The following is an 11,981-nucleotide window of genomic DNA, read 5'->3' on the forward strand; positions in this document are numbered from 1 at the left end:
CACCACTGTGCGCGACGAGCAATCGGCATCCGCCGAGGATGCGGCATCCGCTCGAGGAGCCCAGGGCATCGACCCGCGCGGTCCGCGCTTCGGCGCTGCGATCACCGCGACCCTGCTCCTCGTCACCGTGGTGCTCTCGGTCGCCGGTGCGGCCGACGCGGCGTTCTGGCTGCTCGCGGCCATCACGCTCCTGTTCGCGTGGGGTGCGTTCGCGGGCATCCGTCGGCATCCGTTCGGCCTGATCTTCGCGAAGCTCGTGCGTCCGCGAATCGCGCCACCGACCGAGCTCGAAGATCCGCGTCCGCCGACGTTCGCGCAGGGAGTCGGCTTCGCCGTCGCGGTCGCCGGCGTCATCCTGTCGCTGCTCGGTCTGCCGTACGCGGTGCCGATCGCCGCGGCGATCGCGTTCGTCGCGGCGTTCCTGAATGCCGCGTTCGACTTCTGCTTGGGCTGCCAGATCTACCTGCTCCTCGCGCGGGCGCGGATCGTCGCTCGAACCTGACCGTCGGGCGCGCGCGCCGCTAGGCTGGAAGCCCGGCTCGACGAGGAGGACCACATGGCAGTCACGAGTGAAGCGACCACCGTCTGGAAAGGCACGCTCTTCGAGGGATCGGGCGACGTCGCCCTCGACTCCTCGGGTCTCGCCACCTTCCCGGTGAACTGGAAGGCCCGCTCCGAGGGTACGGCCGGAACGACGAACCCCGAAGAACTGCTCGCGGCGGCCCACTCCTCGTGTTTCTCGATGGCCCTCTCGCTCGGACTCGCGCAAGCGGGCACACCGGCCGAGAGCATCCAGACCACCGCGGCGGTCACGTTCGAGGCCGGCAAGGGCGTGCTCGGCAGTCACCTGCTCGTGAGCGCCCGCGTGCCGGGCCTGACCGAAGAGCAGTTCGAGGTGCTCGCAGAAGACGCGAAGAAGAACTGCCCGATCTCCCAGGCGCTCGCCGGGATTCCGATCACGATCGAAGCCGAACTCGCCTGAGTGATGCGGGTTCTCGTCGCCGGCGCATCCGGATTCATCGGCACCGCGCTCGTCGGCAGACTGACCGCTGACGGGCACGAGGTGGTGCGTCTCGTACGCCGTCGCGCGCAAGGGCTCGACGAGGCGGCATGGTCGCCTGCGGCCGGCATCATCGACTTCACCGTCATGGATCGGGTCGATGCGGTCGTGAACCTCTCGGGTGCCTCGCTCGCACGTCTTCCGTGGACGAAGTCCTACCGCGGCGAGATCCTCGAGTCGCGCGTCACGGCGACTCGCACGCTCGCCGATGCGATGCGCAAGGCGCGGCGCCCGCCCGCGGTGTTCCTCAACGCCTCGGCGGTCGGCTATTACGGCGACCGGCCCGGCGAGCTCCTCACCGAACATTCGAGCCCGGGCTCCGGCTTCCTCGCCGAAGTCGTCGCCCGGTGGGAGGCCGCGGCGCAGCTCGCGCCGGAAGAGACCCGCACCGTCGTCTTCCGCACCGGGGTCGTCGTCGGCCGTGGCGGTGCATTGAAACGGGTCGGCACGCTGACCCGGCTCGGGGTCTCAGGGCGCCTCGGCACCGGTGGCCAGCACTGGCCCTGGGTCGCCCTCGACGACGAGGTCGGCGCGATCGTGCACCTGCTCGGCTCCCCCATGTCAGGCGCCGTCAACATCGTCGGGCCTACACCGGCGACGGCCGATCGGGTGATGACCGCGATGGCCGAACGCATGCGGCGGCCCTACGTGTTCGGCGTGCCCGAGCGCGTGCTCGAGATCGCCCTCGGCCGCGCCGCCGACGAACTCCTGCTCGCGAGCCAGAAGGTGCGACCGCAGCGACTCATTGACGGCGGCTATCGCTTCCGACACACCACGGTCGAGTCGGCGCTCGATGCGATGCTCAGCGCGCCGCACGCGCCGGTTGGCTAGCCGGGCGACGCTTCGTCGAGAGTTCAGCGCTCCGAGCGCTCCGAGCGCTCCAGATCGAGGGCTCGCCGCACGGCCTGTCTGGCGTTCCGCCGGTCGCCGGCGGCGTCGTAGGCGAGGCCGAGTCGGAACGCCGACCGCCACGACCCGGGCTCGGCCGCTGCCGCGGCCCGGAACGCGTCGAGCGCGGCAGCGGCAGCCGCCCGCTCGGGTCGGCCGCTCGGTAGGAGCGGCAGCTGCAGATCGAGACCGCCCTCTGCGTCGAGACGCTTCACGAGCGCCTGAGAACCGATGCCGAACGAAAGTTCCCGCCAGAGCGCCCAGACGGCGATGAGGGGCAGCACCAAGAGCGCGACACCCATGGCGATCGCGATCGGCTCCCCCGTGCCCATGAACTGCACCGCGCGCCAGCCGACGAGCACGAGGTAGAGCACGAGGAGCGCGGCCATGATGAGCGCGCCGATCATCTTGGTCATCGGGTGGTGCCCGTCTTCTCGGTCATCGGGTGGCGCCCGGTACCCCGAGGTCGAGCAGCTTGTCGAGCCCCACGGTGACTCCGGATGCCTCGGGGGCGCTGCGCAGGGCGAGCAGAATGCCGGTCTCGTACGAGCTCGGCGAGAGTGTGGAGTGAGTGATCGTGAGCGTCTCGCCATCGCCGCCGAAGATCACGCGCTGCTCGGCCGAGACGCCCGACAGGCGCAAGCTGTGCACGGGCACGCCGCTCACGAGCTGCCCGCGAGCGCGCTGGTCGGCGTGGGGGGCCGCGACCGGCCCGCCTCGACCACGAGCATCGCCGATGAGCTCTGCCGTGCGCACGGCCGTGCCCGACGGCGAGTCGACCTTGCCGGCGTGGTGCGCCTCGACGATCTCGATCGAGTCGAAGTAGGGAGCCGCGAGGGCGGCGAAGGCGGTGCCGAGCACGCTGCCGATCGAGAAGTTCGGAATGAACAGCACCGCGCCTGCGTCAGCATGGCCGCGCACGAATGCCGAGATGTCGGCGATGCGATCGCTCGACCAACCCGAGGTGCCGACGACGATCGGAATACCGGCCCCTGCTGCGAACTCGACGATCTCGGCGCTCACTCCCGGATGCGTGACATCGAGCGCGACGTCTGCGCCCAGCATGAGGTCGAGGCTCGAGCGGGAATCGAGCGCTGCGTGGAGCTCGAGGTCTTCGGCCTCCTCGATCAGTCGAACGGCCAGTTGCCCCATCTTGCCTGTGGCCCCGGCCACGGCGACCCGTATCGTCACCGCTTCACCCTAGCAAGCGCGCATGAGGGTACGGATGCCTCGGGGTGGGCCCGGCTGCGGCATCCGCTGCCCGTGCTCAAATAGTGTGGGTGCATGCTGCGCTTCCGAGACGCCTCAGTGACCGACGCCGACGCGCTCGCGCTGCTCGGCGCGTATTTCGCCGAACGCGCAACCGGATTCCCCGCCGCGCAGGGCGAGTACCGGCCTGCCTGGCCGGACCAGGCGCAGTTCACTCCCCCGGCGGGCATCTTCATCCTCGCGGTCGACGAGTCTGGTGCGGCGGTCGGATGCGGCGGTGTGCGAGGCCTGCAGCATCGCGACGGCAGCTTCGAGATCAAGCATCTCTGGCTCGCTCCGGCGGCGCGCGGATCTGGCGAGGGGCGGCGACTGCTCGAGGAGCTCGAGCTGCGTGCGACGGAATTCGGGGCACGCGAGCTCGTGCTCGACACGAATGCGAGCCTCGAGGCGGCCGGCGGACTCTACCGTTCGAGCGGCTACCTCGAGATCGAGCCGTACAACGAGAACCCGAACGCGACGCACTGGTTCGGCAAACGCCTCGCGGGGTGATCGGGGTCGCCGGCGCTCGCTTCGACAGGCTCAGCGAACCTCAGAGCAGGCTCAGCGAACCTCAAAGCAGGCTCAGCGAACTTCAGAGCGCGTAGGGCTCGGGCAAACCCGTTCGGAGCTCTGGCGGCAGATGGGCGATGTCGTTGTGCGCGACCAGACTCCACGGCCGACCGGGCCGCTGCGTGAGCACGGTCAACGCGCAGTTCGCCTGGTTGAGCGAGACCCATCGCCAGTCGGGGGCGCCGAGCACCTCGCGCACGAACCAGCCGATGACGAAGTTGTGGGTGATCAGCAGCTCGTGCCGGTCTTCACGGTGCGAGCGGAGGAACTCCGCAGCCGCGTCGGCCATCTGCGCACTGCCCGCCTCGATCTCGGCCTCGGTGACCGACCCGAAGAACGGATCGTACGCCTTCGGCGTCTCGGGAGCGGGCCCCGACGGAACGCAGTCGAAGAGCAACGCCGAAGGCTCGGGGTTCAGGGCCGGCATCTTCGCCGCGATGATCGCCGCCGTCTCGGTCGCCCGCTGCAGCGGCGAGTGCCAGGCGTTGTCGAACGGGACCCCGCCGAGGCGCTCCGCGAGGAGTTCGGCCTGACGGCGCCCGCGCGGCGAGAGGGGCCCGTCGGGCAGGCCGTGCTCGGCGTCGAGCTGCTCGCCATGCCGGACGAGGTAGAGATGGTTTGCCACAGGTATCGGTTCCTCTGTTGCGGGTCGGGTGCCGCGCTCAGGCGACGTCGGAGCTCGAGGCGACCGCATCGGTCGCACCGGTGAATGCCGATTCGTCGATCGCGCCGACGGCGACGAGCGAGAACGGGCGGTCGATGAGGTCTGCGGCGAGACGTTGCACATCGTCGGCGGTGACGAGTGCGATGCGCCGCAAGGCCTCATCGAGATCGGCGAACTCGCCGAGGGTCAGTTCGGCCCGGCCGAGTCGGGACATCCGGGTGTCGGAGTCTTCGAGAGCGAGCGCGGAGGCACCCGCGAGCTGGCCGGATGCCCGTCGGAGTTCATCGGCGGTCACCCCGTGCTCGGCGAGGCGTCCGAGTTCGTCGCGCATGAGCTCGGCGACGATGCCCGCCTTGGCGGGTGCGCATCCGGCGTACATGCCGAAGAGCCCGGCGTCGGAGTATCCGGGAGCGAAGGAGTAGACGGAGTACGCGAGGCCGCGACGTTCGCGCACCTGTTGGAAAAGCCGGGAGGACATGCCGGAACCGAAGATCGCGTTCAGCACGCTCATCGTGGGGCGTCGATCATCGGTTGCGACGAGCCCGGGCACCCCGAGCAGGAGGTTCACCTGTTCTGTCGGGCGCGCGACGACCGTGAGCGCCGGGCCGGCTTCGAGCACGACGGGCTCGACCGGCCGGCGGTCCACCGGTAGCGCAGCGACCGATACGTCCCATCCGGCCGTGGCGAGTGCCCGATCGAGCTCGGCGAGGAGCAAGTCGTGGTCGACGGCGCCGGCGACGGTGACGACGAGGTCTTGCGGCCGGTAGTTCGCCCGGTAGTGCTCCCACACGCCGTCGCGGGTGGCTCCGCGGATGGTCTCGGGGTTGCCGCCGATGGGTCGGCCGAGGGGATGGCGGCCGAGCACCGATTCGAAGAAACGCTCGTTCGCGATATCGCCGGGGTCGTCACCCGCCATCGACAACTCTTCGAGGATGACGCCGCGCTCGCTCTCGAACTCGACCGGGTCGAGGAGTGAGGAGGTGAACATGTCGGCGAGCACGGCGACGGCCATCGGCAAGTCGCGGTCTTGCACCTTCGCGTAGTAGCACGTGTACTCCTTCGCCGTGAGCGCGTTGTGCTCGCCGCCGACCGCGTCGAAGGAGATGGCGATGTCGAGAGCCGACCGCGTCGTCGTGCCCTTGAAGAGGAGGTGTTCGAGGAAGTGCGTCGATCCGTACGTCGCCGGGTGCGCGGCATCCGCTCGCTGCTCGTCTCGAGAGCCGACCGCCACCCAGAACCCGATCGTCACACTGCGACTGCCGGGCACCTGTTCGCTGAGCACCCGAACCCCCGATGGGAGCACGCTGCGCCGAACTCGCGCGTCGCCTGCTGCCGTGAAAGAGAGTTCGGCCTGGCCGAGTGGGAGGTCAACGGCGCCGTTCATCCCGCTCAGCCTATGCCACGCTCGGCAGAAGCGCTCAGACGACGTCCGTTCGGTCGTCTGCGTCGCGGGCGTCGTCAGGCCGAGGCGCGGTCGAGCTCGACGATCTCAGAACGCGCCAGTTCGATGGATGCCGCGGCCACGAGCGCATCGACCTGCTCGGGTCGGCTCGCGCTGACGACGGGAGCGACCACGGTGGGCTTGGCGAGCAGCCAGGCGAGGGCGATCGCTGCGGGCTGCACACCGTGCGCGAAGGCGACCTCGTCGACGGCGGCGAGCACCCGGTGCCCGCGCCGCCCGAGGTGGCGCGCCTGGCGTTCGCCGCGAGCATCGTGGCGAATGTCGGCACGTCGACGCACCTGGCCGCCGAGGAATCCGTTGGCCAGGCCGAAGTAGGGCATCACCGCGAGTCCTTGCGCGTGCGCAACGAGCTCGGGAGCGCCCTCGAACGGGTGGCGATCCATGAGGTTGTACTTCGTCGTGTACGCCTGGAACCTGGGCAGGCCGTTGGCGGCGAGCACCCGCGCCTCGATGAGGCGTTCGGGGGTGAAGTCGGCCGCGCCGATCGCGCGGACCTTGCCCGCCGCGATCAGGGCGTCGACTGCGCCGAGGCTCTCTTCGAGCGGCACGTCACGGTCATCGCCGTGGAAGTAGAGCAGATCGATGCGGTCGACGCCGAGGCGCAGAAGCGAGTCGTCGACGGCCACGACGAGTTCGGCCGGCGCGAGCCCGCGGTGGTCGGGGTGGTGTCCGACCTTCGTCATGACGGCCATTCGATCGCGCGTGCCGCGGGCGGCCATCCACTTGCCGATGATCGACTCGCTGCGGCCCGCGGCGTAGCTGTCGGCCGTGTCGAGCAGCGCCCCGCCGACTCCCGCGAAGCGATCGAGCACGTCGAATGCCTGCTCGGTGCTGAGGGTCCAGCCGAAGGTGCTGCCGCCGAGCGCCAGCGGGTGAACGTTCAGCCCGGTGTCGCCGATCGTGGCGCGTCGAGTCACCTTGATGGGGCCCGAGAGCGGGTTCGTCGCGACCACCTCGACGTGAGGCCCCTCGAACGTCGTCGAGAGCTCGTCGTGCGGCATCGTCTCGTGCGGCATCGTCTCAGCCAACGCGAGCGTTGCCCCTCCGGCGCTCGCCGTGTGTGCCCGGTATACGTGTCGTCGTGCCACGCTCCCCTCCTCCCCAGGATTGACTCCGACGATACGGGTGGATACGTGCTCGGGGTATGCGATCCGCGGAACAGCGGGTGAACCGTTACCGAATCGTTCTTCAGCCGCCTGCGCGGCGCACGACCGCCTCGGCCTGCCGCAGCAGCGGCGCGTCGACCATTCCGCCCCTGAAGGCGAACACTCCGGGCTCGCTCTCTGCTGCGTCGAGCACCGCGCGCGCCCACTCGAGTCGGTCGGCGTCCGGCCGGTACGCCTCGCGTACGACATCGACCTGCGACGGGTGGATGCACGCCGTGGCAGCGAAGCCGACCGCGGCGGCATCTTCGGCCTCGGCCCGCAGTCCGTCGAGGTCGGCGATCTCCAGGTGCACGGTATCGATCGCGGCGATGCCGTGGGCGGCTGCGGCGAGGCTCACCCGGGACCTGGCATCCCTCGCGACGTCGCGGTACCGGCCGTTCGCGAATCGGCTCGACGAACCGCCGAGCGAGGCGATGAGGTCTTCCGCGCCCCACATGAGCGCCGAGACGTTCGGGATCGCCGCGATGTCGTTCGCCGCGAGTACACCCTTCGCCGTCTCGCAGAGGGCGATGACCTCGAAATCGCCGAGGTCGACGAGATCGGCGGTGCCCTCGCACTTCGCGAGCATCACCGTGCGGTACCCGGTCTCGGCGAGGGCCGCGAGATCGTCCGAGAAGTACGGGCCCGACGCGGGGTTCAGGCGCAGGATCACCCGTTCGGGATCGAGCGGTGCGCCCAGGAGCGCGAGACGGGCGCCGTGCTTCGACTCATCGGCGACGGCATCTTCGAGGTCGAGGATCACGGCGTCGGCGCGCCCGAGCGCCTTCGCGTAGCGGTCGGGCCGGTCGGCCGGGCAGAAGAGCAGGGCCGGGCCGAATCGGAACGACGGATGCGTCATCCTCTCGTCTCCTCGTCGGCGCGCGCCCCGACGGCCCCGGCAGCGGCCGTGGCCGCGGCAGCCGCGGCGGATGCGTCGGCGGCGCCCGCTGCCAGCTGCGCGTCGGCGATCGCCGCCTGCCGCTGCCCCGCTTCGCGGAACCACACGAGCGTCGACCGGGTCGCGTGGGCGACCTCGACGCCGTGCTGGTTGCGTCCGACGTGACGCAGGGTCACGATTCCCTGCCCCGGCCGCGACGTCGACGGCCGTATCGCGACCACGACGGTCTCGCTGTAGAGCGTGTCGCCATGGAACAGCGGCGCAGGGAACGCGACCTCGGTGAAGCCCAGGTTCGCAACGATCGTGCCTTGCGTGAGCTGGGCGACGGACGCCCCGACGATCGTCGCGAGCGTGAACATCGAATTGACGAGCCTCTCGCCGAACGGCTGGGTCTCGGCCCAGGCAGCATCGAGGTGGAGCGCCTGCGTATTCATGGTGAGCGTCGTGAACAGCACATTGTCGGCCTCGGTGACGGTGCGACCCGGGCGGTGCAAGTAGCGAGTGCCCGGTTCGAACTCCTCGAACCAGAGGCCGCGCTCGAGCACGTCGCGGTGCACGGGTGGGATGACGGCTTCACCGGACATCTCGGCTCCTTCGTGTCATGGATGCCCGCGGCATCCGCTCGCCTCAGGCGGCGATTCCGAGTTCGCGGGTGATGATCATGAGCTGCACTTCGGTGGTTCCCTCGCCGATCTCGAGGATCTTCGAGTCACGGTAGTGGCGCGCAACGGTGTTCTCGTTCATGAAGCCGTAGCCGCCGAAGATCTGCGTGGCGTCGCGGGCGTTGTCCATCGCGGCCTCCCCTCCGACCATCTTGGCGATTGAAGCCTCGAGTTTGAAGGGCTTGCCCGCATCGAGCTTGCGGGCGGCGTCGTGCCAGGCGAGGCGGGACTGGTGCACGCGGGCCTGCATGCGGGCGATCTTGAAGGCGATGTGCTGGTTCGAGCCGATGGACGAGCCGAACACGACGCGCTCCTTCGCGTAGCGCAGCGCCTCTTCGAGGCATCCCTGCGCGGCGCCGGTCGCGAGCGCCGCGAACGCCACGCGGCCTTCATCGAGAGTCTGCAGGAAGTTCGCGTACCCGCGGCCGCGGGCGCCGAGCAGGTTCGCCGCAGGCACCCGCACATCGGCGAGGGTGAGCGGGTGCGTGTCGGAGGTGTGCCATCCGACCTTGTCGTAGCCCTCCTCGACGGTGAAGCCAGGCGTGCCGTTCGGCACGATGATGGTCGAGAGCTCTTTCTTGACGGTGCCGTCGGGCGCCGTCTTCTCGCCCGTGACCGCCGTGATCGTGACGAACCGGGTGATGGGCGTGCCCGAGTTGGTGATGAACTGCTTGGTGCCGTTGATGACCCACTCGTCGCCGTCGAGCACCGCCGTGGTCTGCGTCGCGCCGGCGTCGGAGCCGGCCTTGGCCTCGGTGAGGCCGAATCCGGCGAGCGCGCGGCCGGCGACGAGGTCGGGCAGGTACTCGGCTTGCTGCGCTGGCGTGCCGTGCCGGTACATCGGCATGATTCCGAGGCCGACGCCCGCCTCGAGGGTGACGCCGATCGACTGGTCGACCCGCCCGAGCGCCTCGACGGCGAGGCAGAGCTGGAAGTAGCTCTTGCCCTGACCCCCGACCGACTCGGGGAACGGCAGCCCGAAGAGGCCGAGATCGCCCATCTGCGCGATGATCTCCATCGGCAGGCGGCGCTTCGTGTCGTACTCGTAGGCCGCGGGGGCGACGACGGTGTCGGCGAATTCCTTGACCCGGTCGAAGAGCGCCTGCTCTTCGGTGCTCAGCTCGTAGTTCACGGTCGTGCTCCTCATTCTGTGCGGGGTGCGGTCGGGTGTGCGCCTTCGTGGAGCGCGGTCGACGGTGCGGGGACGGATGTCGCGGCGTCGCGAGTCGGTGCGTCGGATGTCGCGGCGTCGCGAGTCGGTGCGTCGGATGCAACGGGGTGAGGCTCGATGCGTGCGACGGTTTGGTCGCGCGCGACCTGTTCGCCGACCCCCACGGCGAGGCGCACGACGCCGGCAATGGACGCGGTGACGCGGTGTTCCATCTTCATCGCCTCGATCGCGACGACGGCGTCTCCGGCATCGACGGTGTCGCCGTCGGCGACGAGCACGGCAGTGACGGTACCGGGCATGGGCGCGCGCAGTTCGGGATCGGCGAGGCCACCGCGTTCGATCATGGCCAGACGCGCGTCGAGGGCGGCGCGACGGTCTCGGGCCGGCACGCTCCAAGTGCCGGATGACGCGTGCACCCATACCGTGCCGTCGTCGGCCGTCGCGAAGACCGGTTCGCCGCCCTGCCCCGAGGTCGGCGCGCTGCCGAGATCGGCGCCGGAGCCGCTACGGCGAGTGGAATCGGCGTCTCGCGGCGACGGAGTGATGCGGCCGAGTCGCCAGCCGCGGGCCGTCTGCCAGGCATGCGCGCCACCGGCACGAGCGGCGGCGACGGCCTGGGCGTCACGGAACGCGGCGACGTCGGCGAGCATCTCGGGCGGAGCGGCATCCGTGTCAGGGGCCGGAAGTCGATCGATGAGGCCCGTGTCGAGATCACCGCGCTGCACCGCCTCGTCGGCGAGCAGGCGGCGCAGGAACCCGAGGTTCGTCTCGACGCCGAGCACGACGGTGTCGGCGAGCGCGCGGTCGAGTCGGTCGAGCGCCTCGGCGCGGTCTCGCCCGTAGGCGATGATCTTCGCAAGCATCGGGTCGTAATCGGCCGTGATGGACTGGCCGGTGACGATGCCGTCGTCGACGCGTACACCGATGCCCATTGGTGCCCGATACACGAGCAGCTCACCGGTCGAGGGGAGGAAGCCGCGCTCGGGGCTCTCGGCGTAGACACGGGCCTCGATCGCATGCCCGGTGAGACGCACCTCCGATTGCGCGAGCTCGAGCGGCTGCCCCGCCGCGATGCGCAACTGCTGTTCGACGAGGTCGATGCCGGTGACGAACTCGGTGACCGCGTGCTCGACCTGGAGCCGGGTGTTCATCTCGATGAAGAAGAACTCGTCGGGAGCGTCATCCGAGACCAGGAACTCGACGGTGCCGGCGCCGCGGTAGTTGACGCTGCGCGCCGCACCGCACGCCGCCAGCCCGATGCGAGCGCGGGTCTCGGCATCGAGCAGGGGCGATGGCGCCTCTTCGATGACCTTCTGATGGCGGCGCTGCAACGAGCACTCGCGTTCGCCGAGGTGGATCACGTTGCCGTGGTCGTCGGCCAGCACCTGCACCTCGATGTGGCGCGGTCGCTCGATGAGTCGTTCGAGGAGCAGCGTGTCGTCGCCGAACGCGGCGAGTGCCACGCGCCTCGCCGCGGCCAATGCAGCGGCGAGCTCTCGTGCATCACGCGCGATCTGCATGCCCTTGCCGCCGCCACCGGCGCTCGGCTTCACGAGCAGCGGAAAGCCCACGGACTCTGCGGCGGCTGCGAGCGCGCCGTCGTCGAGCGAGGCATCGGCGACGCCCGGCACGGTTGGAACGCCGGATGCCGCGACGTGCTGCTTCGCCCGGATCTTGTCACCCATGATCTCGAGGGCGTCGACCCCTGGGCCGACGAAGACGATGCCGGCCGCGCGGCATGCGTCGGCGAATCCGGCATGTTCCGAGAGGAAGCCGTAACCCGGGTGGATCGCCTGGGCTCCGGTCTCGCGCGCGGCGTCGATGATGCGCGACGGATCGAGATAGCTCTCGGCCGCGGCCGCCGGGCCGATGCGCACGGCATCGTCGGCGAGCCGAACATGGGGTGCGCCGGCGTCGGCATCGGAGAACACGGCGATCGAGTGGATGCCGAGCCGCTTCAGAGTGCGGATGACCCGCACGGCGATCTCGCCTCGGTTGGCGACGAGCACGCGGTCGAACGGACGCGTTGCCTGACGCGGCGATCGTGACTCGGTGACGGTGTCGCCCGTGCCCATCCGCGCCTCCCTGCGCTCGACATGCGCGAACATCAGTTAACGCGCACTAACTGGATTCGATGTTAGTGCTCGCTAACTGAAATGACAAGCGGTGGCGCTGCGAGATCGACGAACAGCGGATGATTCAGCCGGCGGGCG

13 protein-coding genes are annotated in these 11,981 nt (G+C 69.9%); 4 read left to right on the forward strand and 9 right to left on the reverse strand.

The features are described 5' to 3' along the window. Positions 1-7 precede the first annotated feature (7 nt). The 3 genes from AC1C2S_RS00305 to AC1C2S_RS00315 are packed head-to-tail and all read left to right on the forward strand — an operon-like array spanning position 8 to position 1,891. Positions 8-502 (forward strand): DUF4395 domain-containing protein, encoded by a 495-nt coding sequence (locus AC1C2S_RS00305; protein WP_495353164.1) that lies wholly within the window; start codon positions 8-10, stop codon positions 500-502. Positions 503-556: 54 nt separating this feature from the next. Continuing rightward, entirely contained in the window at positions 557-982 is a 426-nt protein-coding gene (locus AC1C2S_RS00310) for an OsmC family peroxiredoxin (RefSeq protein ID WP_495350546.1), read from the forward strand. Between the two features lie 3 nt (positions 983-985). Further along, positions 986-1,891: a TIGR01777 family oxidoreductase gene (locus AC1C2S_RS00315; RefSeq protein ID WP_495350547.1), complete on the forward strand. Its 906-nt coding sequence runs from the start codon at positions 986-988 to the stop codon at positions 1,889-1,891. Between the two features lie 23 nt (positions 1,892-1,914). On the opposite strand, the gene AC1C2S_RS00320 is transcribed toward AC1C2S_RS00315, so the two are convergent. Then, the gene (locus AC1C2S_RS00320) at positions 1,915-2,364 is read right to left on the reverse strand and encodes a hypothetical protein (protein ID WP_495350548.1); all 450 of its coding nucleotides are present in this window, start codon (positions 2,362-2,364) and stop codon (positions 1,915-1,917) included. Between the two features lie 22 nt (positions 2,365-2,386). Continuing rightward, a complete protein-coding gene (dapB, locus tag AC1C2S_RS00325; RefSeq protein ID WP_495350549.1) occupies positions 2,387-3,139 on the reverse strand; it encodes a 4-hydroxy-tetrahydrodipicolinate reductase in 753 nt (250 codons plus the stop codon). A 93-nt stretch (positions 3,140-3,232) separates the two neighbouring features. Between dapB and AC1C2S_RS00330 the strand changes: the two genes are divergently transcribed. After that, positions 3,233-3,706, forward strand: coding sequence for a GNAT family N-acetyltransferase (locus AC1C2S_RS00330; RefSeq protein ID WP_495350550.1), 474 nt, complete (start codon positions 3,233-3,235; stop codon positions 3,704-3,706). Positions 3,707-3,788: 82 nt separating this feature from the next. On the opposite strand, the gene AC1C2S_RS00335 is transcribed toward AC1C2S_RS00330, so the two are convergent. The 7 genes from AC1C2S_RS00335 to AC1C2S_RS00365 all read right to left on the reverse strand — a co-directional run bounded on the left by AC1C2S_RS00335 (position 3,789) and on the right by AC1C2S_RS00365 (position 11,843). After that, entirely contained in the window at positions 3,789-4,391 is a 603-nt protein-coding gene (locus AC1C2S_RS00335) for a histidine phosphatase family protein (RefSeq protein WP_495350551.1), read from the reverse strand. A gap of 37 nt (positions 4,392-4,428) precedes the next feature. Next, positions 4,429-5,814, reverse strand: coding sequence for a M16 family metallopeptidase (locus AC1C2S_RS00340; RefSeq protein ID WP_495350552.1), 1,386 nt, complete (start codon positions 5,812-5,814; stop codon positions 4,429-4,431). Positions 5,815-5,888: 74 nt separating this feature from the next. After that, entirely contained in the window at positions 5,889-6,980 is a 1,092-nt protein-coding gene (locus tag AC1C2S_RS00345) for an aldo/keto reductase (RefSeq protein ID WP_495350553.1), read from the reverse strand. Between the two features lie 100 nt (positions 6,981-7,080). After that, positions 7,081-7,896, reverse strand: coding sequence for an HpcH/HpaI aldolase/citrate lyase family protein (locus tag AC1C2S_RS00350; protein WP_495350554.1), 816 nt, complete (start codon positions 7,894-7,896; stop codon positions 7,081-7,083). Continuing rightward, the gene (locus AC1C2S_RS00355; RefSeq protein ID WP_495350555.1) at positions 7,893-8,519 is read right to left on the reverse strand and encodes a MaoC family dehydratase; all 627 of its coding nucleotides are present in this window, start codon (positions 8,517-8,519) and stop codon (positions 7,893-7,895) included. Before AC1C2S_RS00355 ends, AC1C2S_RS00350 begins: the two co-directional genes overlap by 4 nt. A 43-nt stretch (positions 8,520-8,562) precedes the next feature. Next, positions 8,563-9,729: an acyl-CoA dehydrogenase family protein gene (locus AC1C2S_RS00360; protein ID WP_495350556.1), complete on the reverse strand. Its 1,167-nt coding sequence runs from the start codon at positions 9,727-9,729 to the stop codon at positions 8,563-8,565. An 11-nt stretch (positions 9,730-9,740) separates the two neighbouring features. Further along, positions 9,741-11,843 (reverse strand): acetyl/propionyl/methylcrotonyl-CoA carboxylase subunit alpha, encoded by a 2,103-nt coding sequence (locus AC1C2S_RS00365; RefSeq protein ID WP_495350557.1) that lies wholly within the window; start codon positions 11,841-11,843, stop codon positions 9,741-9,743. Between the last annotated feature and the right edge of the window lie 138 nt (positions 11,844-11,981).

It is taken from the genome of Agromyces sp. Y782, assembly GCF_059445405.1.